Genomic DNA, 22173 nt, shown 5'->3' with positions numbered 1-22173 from the left:
CACAAAAAGGCGCCACGTCAACTCGGCTCTGTGTCAAATCTGTAGCGATGCAACTCGGCCCCGTTGTCGCGCAACCAACGGCGGGGCGGCTGATACGGGCCAAAGATCTTTTCAACCTGCGCCCAGAAGGCAGGCGAGTGGTTCATCTCGGCAAGATGTGCCACCTCATGCGCCGCGACATAGTGCAACACGTCAGGAGGTGCCAGAATAAGGCGCCACGAAAACATCAACCCGCCATGCGAGCTGCACGACCCCCAACGCGACCGCGTGTCACGCAGGCTGAGTGTCGTGTACGAACGCCCCAGCATAGCTGCATAATCATCACAGGCGCCGGTCAACCGGTCTCGCGCCAGTTCCTTCAGGAACCGGCCCAGTCTGCGGGCCTCGGCCCCTGTCGGCACGGCAACCTCATCTGCATTCAGCATAACCCGCCGCCCGGTGGCAGGGACGATTCGGCGTGCTTTCCCCTCGATCGGGATCACTTGCCCAAACTGCACTGAGGCCATATCGGGCCGACCCTGAAGATGCTGCCGGATCCACCCTTCCTTGGTGCGCGCAAAGCTCAAGGCCTCGGATTCCGGCACGCCATTCGGGTAAGTCAACGTGACGCGCCCATCCAGCTGGGAGATTCGCAGGCTGATACGCCGCGCCCGAGCCGATTTGCGCAATCTCAGTGGCACCGGCGGTGTCCCTGGCAATGCGTGCTCTCCCATATCGCGACCTCTCTTGCGCAAAGACTTTGACAGTGCCCTCTGCCTGTGGCAGGTGAGCTGAATCATTTAGACGACTCACCTGATATCAAGGGGATTTGACATGCCCAAGGAAGAATGGGGCGTAAAGCGTGTTTGCCCGACAACTGGTAAGCGGTTTTACGACCTGAACAAAGACCCCATCATCAGCCCCTACACTGGCGAGATTGTGGAGCTTGAAACAGTCAAAAGCCGCATGATCGCGGCGGATGCGGAAGACGCGGCTTCGGTCAAAGCACGTGAAAACACGGCGGATGACGATCTGGTTCTGGACGATGATGACAGCGTCGACGTGGATTTGGATGACGATCTGCTGGACGACGATGATGACGACAGTGATGACGTTTCACTGGACGACATCACCGACATGACGTCAGACGACGACAACTGATCAAGTAAAAGGCGATCCCCTGGGATCGCCTTTTACTTGAGAGGGACAGCCCGGACGGAAATTCGCGTCCAATTCCAATTTTGGACTTGCACTCGCAGCCGCTGTCTCCTAAACGTCCGTCCACCATACCGATGGTACAATGATGGGGCCTTAGCTCAGTTGGGAGAGCGCTTGCATGGCATGCAAGAGGTCAGGGGTTCGACTCCCCTAGGCTCCACCAAAACCTAACAGAACAACTAGATAGCAAGCATTAGAGCGGTGTGACACACAGGTGTGACACAAAATGAAGCTGCATGCGTACCTCTCACTGTCTAGACACGGCATATATTACTTCCGTTGGCCCCTGCCCGACACAAGACCAAAACCCCACACTGGACCAAGCACCACACATCGGACAGTGCATTGGGCTATCGCCCACCAGCCCCGGAAACCATCATTCCAATGGATCAGAGGCCGACGATGCACTAACAATCAAACTGGACTAGTCAAATGAGGCTGTTCACTATCAACGGCGGCCTCGTGATCAACAAACATAAACTGGCTAGACTGGTTGTTTGCGAGTGCGTCCTTGCAAAGTAGCTTACTCAAACGCCCCACAACGAGCTTCGCCGATAGCGTCATGGTGAGGTCCATAGCATCCCTCTGCACCATGGCCGTGCCAGTCACCGTGGTGATGCCTGTCCGTGCATGCGGCCATAGCTATGAGTATAGCCAAAAACGCCACCGTTCTCCGGGTTGCTTTTATGCTGTTGCTCTGACCCATTTGCGAAGCATCTTACCAACAATTTGGCAACCTACGCTTTGACACAAGTCAACACTCAACTGCAACGTCGTCCACATCACTGCAGTTAGGGGTTTAGTACGAAGGACCTTCTCATGTTGCTAGCTACGAGGAGGCGGGCCTAAAAAGCTCGAAATTAAGTTGGTCACAATCCATAATTATAAACGTGATGGCGTTGTCATGCTTGGTCTGCTGCAGTAGCGTCCTGAACCATGGTCATCCGACGATACTCAATTGTGCTACTAGTCAGCGTTCTGGTCACCCTGACCGGTTTTGGCACCGTTGTTCATGCGCTATCAGATGGCTGCATCGGCCTTCACTGTGAAAGCCAAATGCAATCAACGAAACACGCTTCCGTGGCAAAAAATAGCATCGATAAGTCGGCCCCAAACAGCGACCATGACCCGGACAGTTCAGGAACCGGCGAGTGTAATCCCTCTATCTGCCAAGCCATTGTTTTGCTCGCCCAGAACGGAGAAGCCGCGCAGGATCAACGTGAAATTGATCCAGAGTTTCAGATTGGAACTCAAGCCAAGCCGATTGAACCGGATAACCCATACAAGCCCCCTGACCTTTGAAGCAGCGTAAATCCTTGCGAACATCTGCGACCTGCGCGTGCCGCTGTTCGCAATGAACCGCAGCACTATAAGCTTCCAAAATGTCAGGACCAATCCATGAAAAAAAGCTACTTACTAGTCGGCGTATGCACCGTCGCTGCCGTCGCCGCTTTCATAACCCTTCGGCCCGGTTCAATCGAAGAGACTACGCCGCAGGAGGCACTTGAAGGCGATGCTATGGTCGCAATTCAGATGCCGTCAATTGAGGGCAATGCTGTAATCGGTCAGCGTGTCTTTGATGTCTCCTGCGCTACTTGCCACGGCGTCAACGCGGTCGGAGTAGAAGGCGCAGGACCGCCTCTGATCCACAAGATATACGAGCCCAGCCACCACGCTGACGAAGCCTTTCAGAGGGCGGTTTCACAAGGTGTAAGAAGCCATCATTGGCAGTTTGGTGACATGCCGCCGGTCGAAGGATTGACGCGAGGCGACGTTGCCATGGTGATCGCGTACATTCGTGAAATCCAGCGTGCTAATGGAATAAATTGAGGACAGAACCATGAAGAAGATCATAACGCTCGCAATCATGGCTGCTATTCCCAGCGGGGTACTGGCGCATTCCAAGGCCGAAGAAACGACACCTGCCAACGGGGCTACTGTAACCTCTGTGCCCGCCGAAATTGGCCTCAGCTTCACCAAGGACATCCGGTTGACACGGATTGAGATGGCCCATGAAGAGCAAGCGGCGATACGCTTGGATTTGGGGGACCAAACAAGTTTCCGTCAGGTGTTCACGATCCCATTGCCGGGCAATGGAACCGGCACCTATGTCATCGAGTGGCGTGGTTTAGGTAAAGACGGCCATGCGATGCAGGGCGAATTTTCCTTTTCCGTGGAATGAGCATGCCAGACATTTGGGGAGTTGTCGCAATCCTCGCAAAGCTGGTGCTCTACATCGGCTTTGCTGGGTCCACCGGGCTTGTCGTCGTGAAGTGCCTCTATTCCGAACTAGTCGCGCCGATAAGCCTTGCGATGAAACGCCAAGCCATGGTCTTGGCGTGGCTTTCCCTCGCAGCAACGGTATTTGGCTTCATGCTCCGAGGAGCCGCCTTAACAGGCGGAGTTGACGGCATGGTCGATCCAGAGATGCTTGGCTTGCTTTGGCAAACATCCGTAGGCGACGTACTTGTTTATCGCCTTGCAGGCGCAGTGTTGATCCTTGTGGGACTGTCTGTTCCTCGCTTTGGCCTATGGATCGCGCTGTTGGGTGGCGCATTGGCCATGTGGTCCTTTGCACAGATCGGACATGTGCCGGAACTGGAGAGTTTTGGTGTCCAACTCTTGCTCCTGTTGCATCTTCTATGTGTAGCCTTTTGGGTGGGTATCTTTAGCCCGCTGCGGGGTATGGCTCTCATGCCTGAACACCTGACAGATGCTGCTGAACTAGGGCACAGGTTCGGACAAGCTGCTGCACTGATTGTGCCAACGCTGGTCGCGGCGGGTCTCTGGATGGCTTGGTTGTTTGTTGGCAATCTCCAAGGGCTCTTGTTCACTAGCTACGGTCAGACTCTGTTGCTCAAAGTGTTCCTTGTGGCGCTGTTGTTGATCCTCGCCGCTGCCAACAAGCTCCGATTTGTTCCGGCCTTACAAAGCGGAGAGGCTAAAGCAGCGCAACGCCTCGCCCAATCTATCGAGGTTGAGGCAATAGTCGTATTTGCGGTTCTGGCGACAACGGCGACACTCACCAGCGTACTAACGCTTCCGAGTTAAGGTAGGTAGAGATGAACAAACACCTGTATGCACTCGCTATATGCAGTATTGGTACTAGCGTCGCTGCAGATCATGAGTTGTTAGACCGGGACCTCGCGAATGGGCAAAAACTCTACGCAGAGTACTGTGCCTCGTGCCATGGAGTTAATCTGGAAGGCCTACCCGACTGGCAGACACCCGGCGATGACGGAGTGTTACCCGCCCCACCACATGACGTGACAGGGCACACATGGCACCATGATAACCAGCTACTGTTCGAGTATACCAAACTAGGTGGGGCAGACGCATTGGCAGCACGCGGTATTAAAGACTTCAACAGCGGCATGCCGGGCTTTGAGGGCACCCTGACTAACGACAACATATGGGACGTGCTGGCTTACATACGCTCCACTTGGCCTGACGATGTTCAGCAAATGCAGGCTAGTCGCAACCTTCCTCATCAGTAAAGGGCAGTAGTCTGGTGTCGGTTTGGGTATACACAGTTCAACGTAGCAGGTTGAGTGCTTCTAAGTGTGACACTAAGGTGAGACACTCTGTAAACCAGCACACTACAATAGTGTTTACTATCAGGGCATTAGGCGTTCGGCAGCGTTTCCCCCAGGCTCCGCCAAAACCTAACAATACAACCAGTTAGCAAGCAATAGAGCGGCGTGACACACAAGTGTGACGCAAAATGAAGCTGCATGCGTATCTCTCACTGTCCCGACACGGCATCTACTACTTTCGTTGGCCCCTACCCGACGCGGCACCAAAACACCGCACCAGACTAAACACCCCGCGTAGAACCTTCGTGTTTCATTGCGTACTAGATGCCCTAATGAGACTGGTACTCTGGCACGGCGTCTTGCAGTGTGCGGTGACACAATAGCAAGGCACATAGAAGCATCGGGCACGAACCACGGCGAACTCCGCACAAAGGTGCATGAGCACTTCACTTCCTACATTGGCATCCAAACCCGTTGGAATGACCCTGACTTCTTTTTGTGACAATCAGCGCAGATACGCAGATCAGTTGCCGAAAGCGCCTGTTCCTGCTGATCCGCCACGTGGCGAACGCGGATGCGCTTGGGCAAGCGAGCCTGTCTGCTGGGCCGCGCTACACCCATTCCGACTTCACTCAGCGCCGTGTAATTGTCATATCAAAGAAAAATGCAGCATCAAACCGACCCTGATTGGAATGCACGGTTTTGCCACTGGTAAATTCCTTCGAAAAACTCTGAGTGACCGAGAATGGTACAACTCGGGTTTTTCCAAACAGGTATCCCACGTTTCCTGAGATCCGCAGTTTTCCGTTGTCAGACAGCGATGCGCGAAACTTTTGCGGACGCGACGCACCGGTTCCAGTATTGTCTTGAGCACTAATAAGTTGAAACCCGGCGGCCGATTTGCGGTACACCACTCGCAGCATTGTTTTAGGCTTTTCGTTGGCAAGTTCGCCGCCATTGTAACGTGGGTCCGGTCGTCTTTTGAATTCGATGACATAGTCACCATAGAAGGCGGTTTGGGCGTTCTCGTTTGGGGGCGACTTGGGTACGGCCACCAGTATCTGAGGGTTTGCTTGTTGGTCGCTTTGCGCGGATGGTTCTGGTTTTGCTACATTTTTCAGAAAGGCGTAGCTTTGTGCTGTGAGGTATCCGGTTCTTTCTGCGCCATTTTGCCTCTGAAACTCTTTCAGAGCTTCACGGGACCGAGGCCCGAAGATCCCATCCACTGATCCAACTGAAAACCCAAGCGCGTTCAGGCCGCGTTGAATGCTCCGGTATTCGTTTCGGTTCAGATTCAGACTGGCCTCGATGTCCGAATTCGAGCGTGGCAACGGTGCAGGCGCGTCTAGGCGGCTTTCGGTTCCAGGGGGTGAAATCGTCGTTTTCGGCGTGACGAGTGTGGCAATCTTCCGATTTGTGTGTCCGACCACATCCGTAACCTGTTGAGAATATTGCCCCGCGCGGGTGTCTGGATACAGCTGCGCGATCAGCTTTAAAGCGCCCTGCTTCGCGCTTTCGTCTTCCAGCTGCATGGCCTCGCCCAGAACACGTTGCGCCGACCGCTCGCGCTCATCGACAGGGCGAACGACATTGGCAGCATCTGCAGTGGCATCGTCACTTTTGATTGGCTCTTTGAGTGCTGCTGGGACAAGGAAAATGTCATGACCGGGCAGAGACCCATAGGTGAATGGCTCCTGATACCCATCTGTAAGTTCGTAAACTGTATCCCGCACCTTCCGGAACATCTTCCCAAGCTCCAACCCGGGTACCTCGATATGTTCAAGAAAGGCCTCTGCATACGGGCTGTTGCGACCGTCACCATCCAGCGCCAAAGTCCCGCCTCGCGCTGAATACCCGACAAGAACCCCACTGGGATCGATGCGGCCTAACCCTTGACCAATTGATCGGGTTGCAGTGGTTCGAACCATATCGCTCACGAACGGGTTGTTCCGACACGCATCCACTATGACCAGCTTCAAGCCTTTCGCGGTCGAAACGGCGTTGAGCACCGTATCCAGACGGATTGCCTCGAATTCTACGTCCTTGTCACTCCTGAGTTCGGCATTGGTCGGTATCAGGTAGTTTGTGTTGTCGATTTCGATCCCGTGACCTGCAAAATAGACTAATACCATATCCGCATCGACTACATCCTCAGAGAAGTCTCTTAAGGTCAGGCGCATTTCGCGGTAGTCGAGGTTTTGTTTTGCTGTGACATGAAAGCCGATCCTCTTGAGGGCGGCAGAAATATCCTGGGCGTCATTGGCTGAGTTTGGGATGTTTGACACATGCTCATATCGTGCATTTCCAATTACCAAAGCCACACGTTTTGCATGAGGCGTTTCCGCAAGTGCTGCGTTCAGTCCGAACATCAAAACGAAGCTCAGATATATCCACGATCCAAAGAAGCATTGGTGCAATTGGCGCGTTAACATGGCAAAATCGTCCACTGAAACCGGACCTAATATAGCATAAATGGAGTTTATGGGCGACGTTGTTGTCAAACCAACTGCTTCACTTGGGCCTTGTGTGACGTCAGCACCCACCGGACAGATTTAGGGGTTTGAGCAACGGAGGATTTCTGGTTCTCCGCAATATCACCCGCGCGATCGCGGCTTACTAACGCACGCTTGTCACGCCCGATACGCCCTATGATCGCTTTGTGAAAGGCGAGGATGCGGCGCTGTTACAAGCAGATTTGCGCGGCCTCGTGCTTTTCGACAAGATCGGCTGCCGAAACTGCCATATCGATGCCGCGCTCTCCGCAGCGGGCACTGAAAAGCCACTTGGGACTTACCGAATATTCCCGGTGTTTTGGGACGGCAATCCCTATCTGGAAAAATACGATCTGCTTCTTGAGGAGCGTCCCGTCCGGTTTCGCGTGCCCTGCCTGCGCAATGTCGCGCTGACCGCGCCCTATTTCCACAATGGCTCGGTAAGCGATCTGGAAGAGGCGATCAGAGTTATGGCCGTTTCTCAGTTGGGACGCACCCTTTGCGATGATCCTTTGGCCGACATTCGCGTTGTGGCCGCGAGCGTTGAAGACACGGTTCCAGGGCGGAATATTGACATGTTCACAAATCGCGCGGTGAGCCGACAAGAGGTGTCTAACATTGCCGAATTTCTGCGGTCGCTCACAGCAGCCACGCTTCCCGATTAGGTTTTTTGCCTAAAGAAGACCTGTAAAGGGACGTTGGATCGATCAAACGACTTTGCCAATTTCGATTGTTGGGGATCACGATGCCCACCGCTCAGGGTAAACGACAAAAAGGTTACATCCGTGGAGTACGCTCCGAGACGATATTCTCGATCGCATCGGCAAGGTGGACGTCGGCAATCGCAAGATCACCACGTTCAACGCGCAGCCTGTGCGCTTCGGCCAGAACGTCACCATGAGTTGCACCTTCAGGCGGCTCAAAGCGGTAACTCGCAAGCTCGATCCTCAAACCCAACGGATCGTGGAAATAGATCGAGTTCATGAAGCCCCGGTCTTTGATTGGCGTGTGCTTGATACCCCTCTCGTCAAGCCGTTCCTCGACCTGCATGAGAACCGAGCGTGACACCGCGAAGGCCAGATGATGAACCGCGCCAACCTGATCCCTGAGCAAACTGCCGGACGGTTTTCGATCTTCATTGGTGAACACCGTGATCGTCTGGCCGTTACCAGCGGCAAAGTACAAGTGACCCTGTGAATGATCGTCCAGGTTTGGTTGATCGAAGATAAGCGAAAACCCGAGAAGACCCTCCCAGAAGTCTATTGACGTTTGCCGGTCTGCACCAGTCAGGGTGATGTGGTGAATGCCCTGTGCCTGCAATTTGCGCATGTTGAGTTTCCTCCCGTTTGATGAGTTCTCACCTCGCCCGGCTAGTTGAAGGTGAGAAGAAAACAAGCGCCTTGATTGCTTGGTACAACACTGAGTTGCCCACCAATTGCTTCCATGGTCGCTTTGACAATATTCAGGCCCATACCTGTGCCACCGGCCTCTCTTTTTGTCGTAAAGAAGGGCTGCAAAATCTTGTCCTTGTTCCCTTCACTGATACCGGCGCCATTATCCGCAATTTTTAGACTGATGACACCGTCGTTCTGATAGGCTGTCAGCACGGCATTCTGCGCGCCGTGTTGCTGAGCGTTCTCGAGCATATGTGTCAGTATGATGTGCAGGGTGGGTGCCGCGACGGGTAAGGGCAGGTGATCGTTCTCAGCCTTGATGGCAAGCGCCGGGAACGTCTGGACGACCTGATCAGTGATGTCGTTCAGACAGCATGTACCGTTGATGGCACTCTGATCGGCCAGGCTGAAGGCGCGCATGTTGGCCAGCAGATCCTCCATCCGCTTTCCGCCCTTTTCTACAGTGTCCAGCAGGCGGTGTTTCTGCGCAGATGGCAAATCGTCGTCGCGCAGCAGCTCTGCCGCGCCTTTCAGGGCGGTGAGGGGTGACTTCAGCTCGTGGGTGACATGGGCGGTGTACGTTTTCAATCCGTCCTGCTTGTCCTGCAAGCGTTCCGTCAGCGATTGAAAACTGTGGCTCAGATCCGCGATTTCCCGCGTGCCAAGCTGGTCTGGTGGTTCCCATGCCTGACCACCGTGGCCCGCCATCTGGCTGCGCTGGATCAACAGGTGGATCGGCCGGGTGATGAACCGCCAGAATACGTACCCGATAAGCGCCGTGGACAAAGCGACAAATGCCGCGGCCTTGGCAAGGTTGAAACGTTCGCCGTACAGAAAGCGGAAAATATGGTTCGGGGTGCGGCTCAGGTAAACCGCCCCGATCAAGGTCTGATCCACGTATACTGGCATCGCCACGAAAACGCGCACGCGGGCACCGCGGCTGAGGGTATAAAGCGCAGGCGTTGCATCCTCGCGCACGCGGGTGCGCGCGACCGAGACAGTATTACCCGAAAGGGCCTCGCGAACTTCGTCAACATAGCCAAGCTTCTGCCCGATTTCCGCGGTTCCGGCAAACACGTTCCCATCGACATCCAGCATCCGGTAACCCGCAAGGGTTTGCGCTTGGGCGGCGTTGGCGATGCGGCTTAGCGGGGCGGCGATGGCCTGATAAACCGAACCGGGTCGGACGGTTGCGGGCCGCGCGTCCGGGCGCGGTGGCAGAACCGTTTCGCGATTGACCGACAGTGATGGGAACACCGCGTGCTCGGTTGAGATTGCACTCGGGCGGGGCGGCTTGATCCCGGCTGCATCTGCATAAAGCTCGGCATACGCCGCTGACATAACCGCAGCCTGTGTCAGCAGGCTTTCTTCGGTCTGTTGCACCAGTTGACTATCATAAAAGCGGAATAGGACCAGCCCGGCAAAGGGCAAGCACAGGACAATGCCCAGCACCAGCAGAACGATGGTCCACAATCTGGGGCGCCATTTGCGGTTCAGCCGGGCGTGCATGCACCCATCCTGAGGCCGACACCGTGAATGGTCACGATCCCCTCGGCACAGCCGGCCTGGGCAAGTTTGGCACGGACATTGCGTATATGGCTGTCAATGGTGCGGTCCGAGACGTGGATGTTATAGCCGTAAAGCGCATCGATCAGCTGCGCCCTGGACAGAACGCGGTCGGGACGGGCCATCAGAGTTGCCAGCAGCCGAAATTCCGATCCGGTCAGCGTCACAGGGGTTGAAGCGAACCTGCACAGGTGCCGCTCTGCATCCAGGTGCAGGCTGCCTTGCGACAACACCGGGTCGGGCTGGGCAGGTGTCGGCGCGCTGCGTTTCAGGATGGCCTTGATCCGGGCCACCAATTCGCGTGGGGAAAAGGGTTTCGTCAGATAATCATCGGCGCCCAGCTCCAGCCCGACGATACGGTCGACCTCGTCATCGCGGGCGGTCAGGAACAGGATCGGCACGTCCGAGGATTTGCGGACTTCCCTGCATACTTCCAGACCATCCTTTTCGGGCAACCCGATATCCAACACGATCAGGTCGGGGCTTTCCTGGCGGTTTGTGTCAAGCGCGGTCAGGCCGTCACTGGCCAGAAGTGGCGCATATCCTGCCTTTTCAATCGCGAACCTTGTCACCTCAAGGATATCCGGATCATCGTCGACAACAAGAATGCGTGCAGGCATCAAATGGGGTCCTTCAACTCTGCTGCTGATAATAGGCTTGGATTCGCCATCTCCGAAAGCCCCATTCGCGCCAGTTGGTGATTGCATCCTTTTTCAGATCATATCGCATCCACGCGTCACAGACTTGCTGTCCCGTTCTGGTTTCATGATCGCGGATAGCGGGGTAAGCATCAGCGCCAAGGCTGCATATGTAACCAGTGTCCTGTTGCATCAGAGCGCTGCCGTGGCTCAGATTGTAGCTGGCAATGACTGATGCGAAATTCACAAAGTTGCAGGTATACAAGACCACCAGCAGCGCTGCAAAACAACGCCGCAGAAGCCAGGTTGCACCGAAGCCGCGATGGATTTGCACCACGGTCAGCAGCAGGCCGGTGAGAACCAGTGCCATCCAGATAAAGGCGGCGACCCGCAAATAGGTAAGCGCATAGGCGTCGACGTAATGATGCAGCCGGATGGCAGCTGTCAGCACCAGGAACATGTTCTGCGCCAACCACATGTAGATCAGAAAGCGCAACGTCCGGTCCGCGCCGATCATGCTGTGAGTGACCAGAGTGAATACGCCCGCCAAAAGGGCCGTCACCACCAGCGGATAAGCGCCTCGGTGGGCATAAGCGGCATAGCTCATCCCTTGAGGCAGGGATACACCGCCGGTCAGGATGCCGAGGTCCATCACGGTTTGCACAAGGAACATCAGGTTGAACAGCAACAGCGAATTGCGCACCGAGATTGGATTGACCAGAAATGCGGCCCGGCTTGGGCCTGTCTTGGGCATGGTGGCGGGACGGGCAATGCCGCCCAGCCATGGATCGCTGAGGTTTAGGAACGGCCACAGCAGCGAGGCCATTACACTCCAGAACAGAAGTCGCAGCCAGAAGTACCCTTCGAACAAAAGACTTGGGTCCAGCTCAGCCAGAAGGTCTTCCAGCACTGGATTGGCGGCGGCCAGCAAAGCAAGGAAGACCGCGCCCAATAGCAACGGCAAGGCCAGCGAGGCTGCGTGGCGGCGGCTGTCGGACCCAAGATCGGCGGCCACAGCGGTACGACATGTGTCGCGCAGCAAAAGCGTCGCGCCGATGGAAGGCAGGCGCAGGGCGGTGCGCAGCAGCAGACGTTCATTTACGGTCTGACCGAATAGCGCCCAGGTCGCCAGACTGACCAAACCAGCAAGGCTGAACAATAAAGATAGAAGCTGCAAATCGATGACTACCGGCAGGTTGGTGATCAAGGCAAATGCGGCGGCTATGAGCCACTCCTTTGCAGTCGCACGCCGGGGTTTCATCGCCATGATCGCGGCGGACAAGACCAGCGCGAAGACTGAGACAGAAATGCCTAGCGGCTGTTCCCAAAACAACCAATCAGCAAGCGCTACCAGCGATGCAAGAAGCGGGATTGCATGGCGCATTTTCAGCGTGGACATCAGAGAACCACTCTGCTGTCGTCTGTTGCCTCCCCATCGGGGGACTTCGTCCATCTTTCCCAGCCACCACGCGTCCAACACGATGCTGTCCGGTACGCCGCGAATTGTCAGTTCCTGCCTCATGTCCTGTCTCCTGCTTGCAGGTTTGTGTTCCCGGCAGATTGCCTGCGGCGCTTGCATCTTTGGCGTGACGTATCCGCAGCCTTCATGGGGCTTTCGTGCAGAAAATGTGCAGAGGCGGTGAAAGGCATTACCAACCACAATTTTCGAGCTGCAACTCGCGCCGCGCAATAAATGCGACGTGTCCAGACATTGAACTGCAAGCAAAAGCGCAGTGTGACACAGTTGAACCTTCCCCTGAGAAGCGGTTCGCCGTTATGGCTGAGGAAACGGAGGATCGAACATGGCCAACCCTCTCTATGATGATCTGTTTGGCATTCACGCCGGCAAAGATACGGCTTTCCTGCACCTGACAGACGGGACGACCATCACCTATCGAAACTTTCTGAGCACAGCCGCCCGGATCGCCCATGTGGCCACGCAACTGGGTCTAAAACCCGGGGACCGCGTTGCGGCTCAGGTCGATAAATCGCCTGAGGCGCTGGCGCTTTACGCGGCATGCGCGCAGGCCGGTCTGGTTTTCCTGCCGCTGAACACCGCCTATACCGTGGACGAGTTGACGTATTTCATCGAAAACAGCGGCGCATCACTTGTTGTCTGCGATGGCCGAAGCAAAGACCAACTGACCCCGATTGCCGCGCGTTTTGGGGGCAGGGTGGAAACGCTGAATGCGGACGGCTCTGGCTCGCTGATGGATTTGGCGGCTGCAATGCCAGACAGCTTTGCGACTGTGGATCGGGACGGTGAGGATCTGGCGGCGTTTCTTTATACGTCGGGCACCACCGGACGTTCAAAGGGCGCGATGCTGACCCAGAACAACCTGTTGTCCAATGCACGGACACTGGTCAAAGAGTGGCGGTTTACGTCCGAAGACGTTCTGTTGCACGCGTTGCCTATCTTTCACACACATGGTCTGTTTGTGGCCACCAATATCATTCTGACGGTTGGCGGAAGCATGATTTGGCTGCCAAAATTCGACCCTGATCAGATCATTGACAGGATGCCCGGAGCCACGTCGATGATGGGCGTGCCAACCTTCTACACGCGCCTGCTGGCAGACGCGCGTTTTACCAGGGGGCTGACCGAACATATGCGCCTGTTCGTATCGGGCTCAGCCCCTCTGCTGGCGGATACCCATGCACAATTCCAGGAGCGTACCGGTCATCGTATCCTAGAACGCTATGGCATGACCGAAACCAATATGAACACCTCGAACCCCTATGACGGCGAACGTCGCGCGGGCACGGTCGGGTTTCCCTTGCCGGGGGTGGAACTAAAGATATGCGATGCAGACGGTAACCCTTTGCCGCAGGGTGAAATCGGCGAGATCGAAGTGAGTGGTCCGAACGTGTTCAAGGGATATTGGCAGATGCCGGAAAAGACGGCTGCCGAGCTGCGTGAAAACGGGTTCTTCATCACCGGTGATCTGGGACGGGTCGACGAAGATGGGTATGTCCATATTGTCGGGCGCAACAAGGACCTGATCATCTCGGGTGGCTACAATATCTACCCCAAGGAAATTGAGCTGGTTCTGGACAGCCAGCCCGGTGTTCTGGAGAGCGCAGTGATCGGCGTGCCGCATCCCGACTTCGGCGAAACCGTGCTGGGCCTGATTGTTGCCGAACCTGGGCAATCTCCGGATCTCGACGCGTTGATGGATACTGTGCGCGACAGCCTGGCGCGGTTCAAACATCCCCGCACGCTTATTCAACTGGATGAATTGCCCCGCAATACAATGGGAAAAGTCCAAAAGAACATCTTGCGCGACCAGTTCAGGGACATGTTCAAAGCCGGGTCACAAGGCACATAATGGCAGAGCCTAGATAAGCGTTGGAAACTTGATATAGTCCTCAAAACCAATGGGGATAGAAGAATATGAACAATCGTTTGCGCAAGATCACCATCGTAGGTGGCGGCACGGCAGGCTGGATGACCGCGTTGATCCTGGACATGGTGTTTTCACGCACTTCATCAACAGCGGACCGGCCACATATCTGCCTGATCGAAAGCCCTAATATTTCGACCGTGGGTGTGGGTGAGGCTACGGTGCCGCGCATGCCGGTCACGCTCCGTCAGGCGGGCATTTCCGAACGGGATTTTTTTCGCGAGACGAACGCGTCCTTCAAGCTGGGCGTGAAGTTCTGCAACTGGAACAAGGACCCCAAAGGAAAACGCATCGATTACGTGAACCCCTTTGCCCATGGCCAGATGCTGGAAGGGTTGGACGCCGCCGAGTATTTCCTGCGCTTTGGCAACGGAGAACGGGACTTTACACAGTCCATCTCGCCCCACGATCATCTGGGCCGTCTGTGCAAAGGCGCGCGGCAGCTGGGTCAGCCCGAGTTTGAACAGCGTTTTGGCTATGCCTATCATCTGGATGCCGTGAAGTTTGCGGGCATGCTTACCACGGTCTGCACCAAGCGCGGCGTCGAGCATATCCAGGACGAGGTACAGAAAGTCGAGCTGGATGAACAGGGCAACGTCAGCCATCTGATGCTGGAGCGCGCGGGCCGTCATGACATCGAAATGGTCATCGATTGCACCGGGTTCCGCGGTTTGATCATCAATCAGGCGCTGGGCGAGCCGTTCTTGGATTATTCGGACTACCTGCCCAATGATCGCGCCATGGCGTTGCAGGTCGAACACCGCAATCCCAACAAGATCGAAAGCCTCACGCGGTCGACCGCGCTGGGCGCGGGATGGACGTGGCGGGTGCCGCTCTACAATCGCGTGGGTACGGGCTATGTGTTCTCGTCGGCGCATCGAACGGATGATCAGGCGGCAGACGAATATCTTGAATGGCTGGGTGACAGCGGTAAGGGTTTGACGCCGCGGATCATCCCGATGCGCGTCGGGCGCGTGCGCAATGCCTGGGTCAAGAATTGTGTGGCAATCGGTCTGTCCGGCGGGTTTATCGAGCCGTTGGAAAGTACCGCGATCCACATGATTGACCACGCAGTACGCTGGTTTGCAGAACACTTGCCGACGCGCGACGTCGCCCCGTCGCTGCGGGCAAGATACAACCGGCAGATGGATAAGCTTTATAACGAGGTTCTGGAATTCATCTGCCTGCATTACCGATTGGGTAACCGAAAGGATGACCCGTATTGGATCGACGCGCGAACAGAGATGAAGATACCGGATCGGCTGGCCGAGAATCTGGAGTTGTGGCAGCACCGTCTGCCGATGGATCACGATGTGGAATTTGCCACGCTGTTTGATCATCGCGTGTACCAGACGGTTCTGTTGGGCAAACAGGTCTATGATACGGGTTACGGCACCGGCATCCGAGATCGTTTGCGGCCGTTGAAGAAAGTGATCTGGTTCCAGGGCATGCAGCGTGCGAAAGAGGATCTTGCGCAGATCGTCAAAGTGATGCCGGATCATAAAACGCTGCTGCGCGATATCCGGGGGGAGCTGGAAAAACCGGTCTTTGGAATGGCGAACGTGGCGAAACCGACGGTTGCGATGCCGGGCACGAAACCCGCACCTGTTACGATCCAGAACATGCCGAACTTTGCTGAAATCCAAAGCGGCGCGAAGGATTTGCAACTGTTCTAGCGGTTCTCTGCCCGTACGAAGGAAATTTGATAAACTGAAGGGCGAGGCATTCAGCCCCGGCCTTCAGGGCGGTTTAACGCCAGCTCATACCCCGGTCAGACAAGTGCCTTTGCACCCGACCCGGATAATCAGAAACAATGGCATCCACACGCAGGTCGATCATCTTGGCAATGTCTACAGGGTCATTGACCGTCCAAACCGCAACGCAAAGGCCCAAATCCTTGGCCAGTTCGACGTTTTCGGCAGTTACATCTGCATAATACGGGCACCACAGTGAGCCGCCCGCTTGCTTGACCAATAGCGGAATATCGCCTTTGCGGCCTCGAAAATCCGGGCAGACTGCTTTTGAAGAATCCTCCCCTACATCCTCGGCGTTTTCGGGAAGTTGGGTCAGATAAGAAGATGGCATATCAGGCGCTTGCCGCTGACATTCTTCCAACAGATTCCAGTCGAAACTGTGCAGAACGGCGCGCGACGACAGGGCCCTGGAACGGACCTCTTGCAGGACAAGGCGGACAAACTTCTCTCTGTAGCGCGCGTCATGAGCCAAATCGGGGTCCGACTTCAGCTCGAGCATCAGACAGGCATCGCTATGTTGGGGGTCACTCACTAGATCCAGCAGGTCAAGCAGCCTTGGAACGCGAACGCCATCCATTTGTGCCTGATCAGGAAAACGCCGACCATAGGCAGAATTCCCATCCAACCGCCCGACATCGAACTTCTGAATCTGCTCGAACGTCAGGGTTGAAACCTTCGGCTCTTCCCCGGTCAGAAACTGGCCGTCAACATCGCGAAAACTGGGGGCGTGCAGCCGGTGATTATGGGTTATGACAGGGATGTCGTCAGCCGTGAGGACAACATCAAACTCCAGAAGCGGCACGCCAATGGAGAGCGGAAAGTCGAAGCCAATCATGCTGTTTTCAGGCAACACACCTCGCGCACCCCGGTGGCCTACGATGCGGATCAGGTTGTCGCCCCCCCGGAAAGCCTCGACCTGAGGGAATGCCATCAGCCTTCCAGCCTTTCACCGGTAGATCGGTCAAACAGATGCAAATGGTTTGAGGACACAGAAAACCGCATGTTCGGATGTCGGCCTTCAATCGGATGCACACCCGGAAGGCTGATCGTGATCGGATCCCCCGAGCCGGTCAGTTGACCGTGCAACAGCGTGTTTGCCCCCAATGGCTCTGCCATCTGAATCGTGGCCTCAATCGGGCCATTGTCATCCAGCAATAGATGCTCGGGTCGTACCCCCAGTTTGAAGGCAATATCAGGACCCGGCGACGAACCAACCGCGACCTCACCAATCATGGCGGTTCCGTTTTCGCGTCGGGCTTCAAAGACATTCATCGCGGGGCTGCCGATGAACTGCGCCGCAAACAGGGTTCTTGGTGTTTCGTATACCTCTAGCGGTGTGCCAACCTGTTCGGCGATACCGCCGTTCATGACGATCATCCTGTCGGCCATTGTCATGGCTTCAACCTGATCGTGGGTTACATAAAGCGACGTGATCCCCAGTTTTTCCTGGAGCTCACGAATCTCAAGCCGCATCTGCACGCGAAGCTTGGCGTCCAGGTTCGAAAGAGGCTCGTCAAACAGGAAGACCGCAGGTTCACGGACAATCGCGCGACCCATAGCCACCCTCTGACGTTGGCCGCCTGACAATTGTCTGGGTTTGCGGTCCAGCAATCGTTCAAGCTGCAATAGCCTGGCCGCCTCGGTCACTTTTTGATCGATCTGGGCCTTGGGCAACCCTGCAATCTTCAGGCCATAGCCCATGTTCTGCCGGACCGACATATGGGGGTAGAGCGCATAGTTCTGGAACACCATGGCAATGTCGCGATCCATCGGCTCTTTTTCGTTGGCCCGTTCCTCACCAATCCGGATTTCACCCGAGGTCACGGTCTCAAGCCCTGCCACCATCCGCAGCAGCGTGGATTTCCCACAACCCGAAGGGCCGACGATGACAATGAACTCGCCATCTTCGATTTGGATGTCGATGCCATGTATGACATCTGTCGGGCCAAAGCTCTTTTTGACATTCTCCAGAGTTACTGTTGCCATTTCTTATTTCTCGCTATCGACAAGGCCGCGGACAAAAAGCTTTTGCATTGACACCACCACGATGACTGGCGGGATCATTGCCAGAATGGAGGTCGCCATGATGACCGGCCAATCTGCCACATCATCGCCAGACGGGAACATCTGCTTGATGCCCATCACAATGGTGTTCATTTCAGGGTCGGTGGTGATAAGCAGCGGCCACAGATACTGGTTCCACCCATAGATAAACAGGATGACGAACAGTGCCGCAATGTTTGTCCGGCTCATCGGAACGACGATGTCGATGAAAAACCGCATTGGCCGGGCACCATCCACACGCGCAGCTTCGGCCAGCTCGTCCGGAATTGTCAGAAAGAACTGACGGAACAGGAAGGTCGCCGTGGCCGAGGCGATCAGGGGAAAGATCAGCCCGTAGTAGCTATTGAGCATTCCGAACCCGGCCACGACCTCAAATGTCGGTACGATCCGCACTTCGACCGGCAGCATAAGGGTCAGAAAGATCAGCCAAAAGAACGTTGTTCGACCGGGAAAACGAAAATAGACGATTGCAAATGCCGACAGCAGTGAAATGACGATCTTGCCCACTGCAATCCCGATGGCCATCACAAGGCTGTTGAACAGCATCGTTGCGACGGGGACATTCACGCCGGAAAACAGGGCTGCCTTGTAGTTCTCCCAGAACTGATCACCCGGCAAAAGCGGCATGGGTGGTGATACAACTTCCGGCTGGGTAACGGTTGAGGCGACAAACGCCAGCCAGATCGGAAAGAAGATGACCAGAACGCCAAGGATCATCAGGGCATGCGTCAGCCAGATACCCGCTCCGCGCTTTTCGACCATTCCGTGCTGCTGGGCTGCCATCAGTAATGCACCCTCTTTTCCACGTATTTGAACTGAATGACGGTCAGCAGGCCGACGACAATCAGCAAAATGACCGATTGCGCCGAAGACGAGCCCAGATCCTGACCGACGAACCCGTCTGAAAAGACCTTGTAGACCAGTATGGTCGTGGCCTGCTGCGGCCCGCCGCCGGTGATTGTGTGGATTACGCCAAAAGTTTCAAAGAACGCGTAAACCACATTCACAACAAGCAGGAAGAACGCTGTAGGTGACAGCAACGGCAGGACAATCGTGAAAAACCTGCGCCAGAATCGTGCGCCATCGATCGCGGCGGCCTCGATGACCGACCTCGGAACCGACTGGAGTGCAGCGAAGAAGAACAAAAAGTTATAACTGATGCGCCCCCAGGCCGAAGCGACAACCACAAGCCCCATCGCCTCGGTACCATTCAAGACGTGGTTCCAGTCATAGCCCAGCTGTCCAAGATACCACGACACGACACCGACGCGCGTGTTGAACATGAACAGCCAGAGCACACCCGCAACCGCCGGTGCGACTGCATAAGGCCAAATCAACAGAGTCCGATAAGCTCCGGATCCTTTGATCAGCCGATCTGCAATGACTGCCAGAAACAGGGCCGGGATCATGGAGCAGAGAGTAACAAGCGTCGAAAACACCGCCGTGGTTACAAAGGATGCGCGATAAAACTTGTCGCTCAGCAGAAATTCAAAATTGCCCAGACCGACGAACTTGGACGACAACCCGAACGGATCTGGGATGAACAGCGACTGCCATACAGCTTGCGCAGCGGGATAGAAGAAGAATACGGCAGAAATGACGACCTGCGGGGCGATCAGCGCCAATGGCAACAGCCAGCCGCGGAATGTGACGCGTTTTTCCATCCTGATGACCCGCCGGGAAAAGTGGATGCGGGCTCTGCCGAGCCCGCACCGGATTTCAGAGGTTTATTGATTTGCCGATTCGAACCTGCGCAGAAGCGCGTCACCGCGTTCTTTTGCGCTGTCCATGGCTTCCTGGGCGGTTTTCTCACCGGACCAGATGGCCTCAAGCTCCTCATCGATGATACCGCGGATTTGATCGAACGATCCCAGACGCAGACCTTTCGAATTTGCTGTCGGCTCTTTCGCGGTCATCTGGATCACAGCGATATCGGTGCCCGGGTTTTCATCATAGAAACCGGCCGCACGGGTCGCTTCACCGGCTTCCGCGGTAATCGGAAGATACCCAGTATTCTGGTGCCATGCCGCCTGAACGTCAGACGAAGACAAGAAGCTTAAGAACTCGCCAACGCCTTTATATTCTTCCGGATCATGACCTTCCATCACCCAAAGGGAAGCACCGCCGATGATGGTATTCTGCGGCTCGTTTGTGACCGCTTCCCAATACGGCAGCGGGCGCACATCAAAGTCGAACTCGGCCTCGGCTTTTATCCCGGCATACCCGGCCGAGCTTTCGGTGAACAAGGCACACTCACCGGCCCGGAAGTTTGCGCCGCCTTCATTTCTGCGACCGGTATAGATGAATTCCCCATCCTTTGCCCAGTCGCCCATGGCGCTCAGGTGCGCGACCTGTACCGGGCCGTTCAGCATCAGTTCTGTATCCAGACCGGCAAAACCATTGTCCTGCGATGCAAACGGAACGTTGTGATAGGCAGACAGATTTTCCAGGTGGATCCAGCTTTGCCATGCCGTCACCAGCGGGCAGTCCTCGCCTCCGGCTTTGAGTTGCTCCAGCACATCGCCGACTTTTTCCCAAGTCGACAGGTCGGTGTCAGGATCAACACCCGCCGCCTGCATGGCATCGCGGTTGACCCACAAGACCGGCGTGGAAGAGTTGAACGGCAGCGACAACATATCTCCGTCGGTGGTGGTGTAATAACCTTTCACCGCACCGATATAGGCATCGGGATCAAAAGACGCGCCACTTTCGGCCATGACTTTGTAGACCGGCTTGATCGCGCCTTTTGCCGACATCATCGTTGCGGTACCGACTTCGAAAACCATCAGGATATGTGGCTGTTCACCTGCGCGGAAAGCGGCAATACCAGCGTTCAGGGTTTCCGAGTAGTTGCCCTTGTGGCTTTCGACCACGACAAACTCATCCTGACTGGCGTTGAACTCTTCAACCTGCGCTTTGACAAGTTCGCCAAGGCGGCCGGTGAAGGCATGCCAGAATTGAACTTCGGTTTGTGCCATTGCCGCTAAGGGGGACAAGGCAGTTGTAACGGCAAGAGCGCCAAGCAAATTCTTTTTCATGATTCCTCCCATGCATCAGGTTCGATGCTTCGTTGAGTACCGACTTCAACGCGTATTCGACACACATGACGATTTCACGACGTTACCGCTAAAGAAATATAATTCAAGCCCTATTTTTTGGCAAAAATCATAATACGGTGTTATACAAATTGAATGTACAAGCAGCACCGGGTCTGGAATGAGACAAACTTTGAGAATTCGGCAACTGGAAGCGCTCATGGCGGTGACCACCAATGGTTCGGTCACAGCAGCTGCCGCCGATTTGGGGATAAGCCAACCAGCTGTTAGCAGGTTGCTTTCGGATCTTGAAAAATCGTTTGGATTTCAACTTTTTGATCGCCGCAAAGGGCGATTGGTACCAACCCAGGAAGTTCGCTATCTGCAACCCAGCGTGGATCGTGTTCTGGAATTGATGAAGCAGATATCAGACGCCAGTCAGAATATCACACAGCGAAAAGCCGGGCATATCCGCGTCGCCTGCCTTCCCGGTTTTGCCACCAGCCATCTGCCGGATGTTGTAGCAAGTTTTCTGAAAGACCGGCCAGGTGTTACTATGACGATCGAACCGGACAGGCCGGAACGGATTTTGGAATGGATGGTCGGCGAACAATATGACTTTGGAATCACCGATGGCTTTAACGGTCATCCTGGAGTCGAAAGCAGAAATGTCGATGTGCGCACGGTTTGCGTGTTCCCGAAAAATCACGCACTTGAGAACCTCTCGGAGGTGACGCCTTCCGATCTTGCAGATGAGAGCATCATACATACGCGGCGCGATAGCGACTTTTTCGGACGGCTTTCGAAGGCATTTCAGCAGGCCAATGTTACACTCAACTCGCATATCGAAGTCCGGCAATTCACGGCGGCATGTGAATTGGCGATAAAAGGCGTCGGTGTTTCAATTGTCAGCGAGCTGGACGCTGTCCATTACACAGACCGGGGGCTAAGCTACAGGCCATTCAAGCCGTTTTTACCGCATACGCTTTCGCTGGTACGCCCGGTTTTGAAGCAGCCGTCTTTGATAACACTGGAGTTCATCGAGCATTTCAGCGAAAGCCTGAATGCGTTCAGAACACTTGCCTGAGGCTGC

Annotated in this window: 21 protein-coding genes and 1 tRNA gene; 11 read left to right on the top strand and 11 right to left on the bottom strand. The window is 55.4% G+C overall.

The features are described from left to right. Positions 1–17: 17 nt before the first annotated feature. Positions 18–713, bottom strand: a complete 696-nt coding sequence (locus tag ACR0ID_RS12555; RefSeq protein WP_480554776.1) for a M48 family metallopeptidase — start codon at positions 711–713, stop codon at positions 18–20. Positions 714–813: 100 nt separating this feature from the next. Here ACR0ID_RS12555 and ACR0ID_RS12550 point away from each other — a divergent pair, with 100 nt between their 5' ends. The 7 genes from ACR0ID_RS12550 (at position 814) to ACR0ID_RS12520 (ending at position 4694) form a co-directional block, all read left to right on the top strand. Further along, complete coding sequence (locus ACR0ID_RS12550) at positions 814–1140, top strand: TIGR02300 family protein (protein ID WP_480473966.1); 327 nt, start codon at positions 814–816, stop codon at positions 1138–1140. Between the two features lie 144 nt (positions 1141–1284). Continuing rightward, a tRNA-Ala gene (locus tag ACR0ID_RS12545) sits at positions 1285–1360 on the top strand. Between the two features lie 797 nt (positions 1361–2157). Beyond that, positions 2158–2499 (top strand): hypothetical protein, encoded by a 342-nt coding sequence (locus ACR0ID_RS12540; RefSeq protein ID WP_480605850.1) that lies wholly within the window; start codon positions 2158–2160, stop codon positions 2497–2499. Positions 2500–2595: 96 nt separating this feature from the next. Then, entirely contained in the window at positions 2596–3027 is a 432-nt protein-coding gene (locus tag ACR0ID_RS12535) for a c-type cytochrome (protein WP_480473968.1), read from the top strand. A gap of 10 nt (positions 3028–3037) precedes the next feature. Next, complete coding sequence (locus ACR0ID_RS12530) at positions 3038–3379, top strand: copper resistance CopC family protein (RefSeq protein WP_480494746.1); 342 nt, start codon at positions 3038–3040, stop codon at positions 3377–3379. A 2-nt stretch (positions 3380–3381) separates the two neighbouring features. Continuing rightward, a complete protein-coding gene (locus ACR0ID_RS12525) occupies positions 3382–4248 on the top strand; it encodes a copper resistance D family protein (RefSeq protein WP_480605847.1) in 867 nt (288 codons plus the stop codon). Between the two features lie 11 nt (positions 4249–4259). Next, the gene (locus ACR0ID_RS12520; protein ID WP_480605844.1) at positions 4260–4694 is read left to right on the top strand and encodes a c-type cytochrome; all 435 of its coding nucleotides are present in this window, start codon (positions 4260–4262) and stop codon (positions 4692–4694) included. A 671-nt stretch (positions 4695–5365) separates the two neighbouring features. Here the strand turns inward: ACR0ID_RS12520 and ACR0ID_RS12515 are convergent. After that, the gene (locus ACR0ID_RS12515; RefSeq protein WP_480605841.1) at positions 5366–7102 is read right to left on the bottom strand and encodes a caspase family protein; all 1737 of its coding nucleotides are present in this window, start codon (positions 7100–7102) and stop codon (positions 5366–5368) included. Between the two features lie 290 nt (positions 7103–7392). Between ACR0ID_RS12515 and ACR0ID_RS12510 the strand changes: the two genes are divergently transcribed. Beyond that, positions 7393–7890: a hypothetical protein gene (locus ACR0ID_RS12510; RefSeq protein ID WP_480605838.1), complete on the top strand. Its 498-nt coding sequence runs from the start codon at positions 7393–7395 to the stop codon at positions 7888–7890. A gap of 112 nt (positions 7891–8002) precedes the next feature. Here the strand turns inward: ACR0ID_RS12510 and ACR0ID_RS12505 are convergent, their stop codons facing one another. The 4 genes from ACR0ID_RS12505 to ACR0ID_RS12490 are packed head-to-tail and all read right to left on the bottom strand — an operon-like array spanning position 8003 to position 12345. Further along, the gene (locus ACR0ID_RS12505; protein ID WP_209505961.1) at positions 8003–8554 is read right to left on the bottom strand and encodes a VOC family protein; all 552 of its coding nucleotides are present in this window, start codon (positions 8552–8554) and stop codon (positions 8003–8005) included. Between the two features lie 41 nt (positions 8555–8595). Further along, complete coding sequence (locus tag ACR0ID_RS12500; protein WP_480605835.1) at positions 8596–10128, bottom strand: sensor histidine kinase; 1533 nt, start codon at positions 10126–10128, stop codon at positions 8596–8598. Further along, positions 10113–10805 (bottom strand): response regulator, encoded by a 693-nt coding sequence (locus tag ACR0ID_RS12495; RefSeq protein ID WP_480605832.1) that lies wholly within the window; start codon positions 10803–10805, stop codon positions 10113–10115. The genes ACR0ID_RS12500 and ACR0ID_RS12495 overlap by 16 nt, the downstream gene beginning before the upstream one ends. A gap of 13 nt (positions 10806–10818) precedes the next feature. After that, a complete protein-coding gene (locus ACR0ID_RS12490) occupies positions 10819–12345 on the bottom strand; it encodes a DUF4153 domain-containing protein (RefSeq protein WP_480605829.1) in 1527 nt (508 codons plus the stop codon). A gap of 280 nt (positions 12346–12625) precedes the next feature. Here ACR0ID_RS12490 and ACR0ID_RS12485 point away from each other — a divergent pair, with 280 nt between their 5' ends. Continuing rightward, positions 12626–14152 carry a malonate--CoA ligase gene (locus ACR0ID_RS12485; protein WP_480605825.1) on the top strand — a complete coding sequence of 509 codons (1527 nt, stop codon included), beginning with the start codon at positions 12626–12628 and terminating at the stop codon, positions 14150–14152. Positions 14153–14217: 65 nt separating this feature from the next. Continuing rightward, positions 14218–15903, top strand: coding sequence for a tryptophan halogenase family protein (locus ACR0ID_RS12480; RefSeq protein WP_480473978.1), 1686 nt, complete (start codon positions 14218–14220; stop codon positions 15901–15903). 73 nt (positions 15904–15976) lie between these two features. Here ACR0ID_RS12480 and ACR0ID_RS12475 read toward each other — a convergent pair whose 3' ends face one another. From ACR0ID_RS12475 to ugpB, 5 genes are all read right to left on the bottom strand, one after another. Next, entirely contained in the window at positions 15977–16912 is a 936-nt protein-coding gene (locus ACR0ID_RS12475; protein WP_480605822.1) for a glycerophosphodiester phosphodiesterase family protein, read from the bottom strand. Continuing rightward, complete coding sequence (ugpC, locus tag ACR0ID_RS12470) at positions 16912–17967, bottom strand: sn-glycerol-3-phosphate ABC transporter ATP-binding protein UgpC (RefSeq protein WP_480605819.1); 1056 nt, start codon at positions 17965–17967, stop codon at positions 16912–16914. The genes ACR0ID_RS12475 and ugpC overlap by 1 nt, the downstream gene beginning before the upstream one ends. A 3-nt stretch (positions 17968–17970) precedes the next feature. Continuing rightward, a complete protein-coding gene (ugpE, locus tag ACR0ID_RS12465) occupies positions 17971–18807 on the bottom strand; it encodes a sn-glycerol-3-phosphate ABC transporter permease UgpE (protein ID WP_267365578.1) in 837 nt (278 codons plus the stop codon). A 20-nt stretch (positions 18808–18827) separates the two neighbouring features. Then, positions 18828–19709: a sn-glycerol-3-phosphate ABC transporter permease UgpA gene (ugpA, locus tag ACR0ID_RS12460; RefSeq protein WP_209505975.1), complete on the bottom strand. Its 882-nt coding sequence runs from the start codon at positions 19707–19709 to the stop codon at positions 18828–18830. 63 nt (positions 19710–19772) lie between these two features. Then, the gene (gene ugpB, locus ACR0ID_RS12455; protein WP_480605817.1) at positions 19773–21083 is read right to left on the bottom strand and encodes a sn-glycerol-3-phosphate ABC transporter substrate-binding protein UgpB; all 1311 of its coding nucleotides are present in this window, start codon (positions 21081–21083) and stop codon (positions 19773–19775) included. Positions 21084–21261: 178 nt separating this feature from the next. On the opposite strand from ugpB, the gene ACR0ID_RS12450 reads away from it, so the two are divergent. Further along, a complete protein-coding gene (locus ACR0ID_RS12450; protein WP_480473983.1) occupies positions 21262–22167 on the top strand; it encodes a LysR substrate-binding domain-containing protein in 906 nt (301 codons plus the stop codon). Positions 22168–22173 lie beyond the last annotated feature (6 nt).

It is taken from the genome of Ruegeria sp. AL2 (assembly GCF_056540845.1).
Note: the sequence above shows the minus strand (reverse complement) of the source record. Positions and strands in the feature narration are given on the sequence as shown.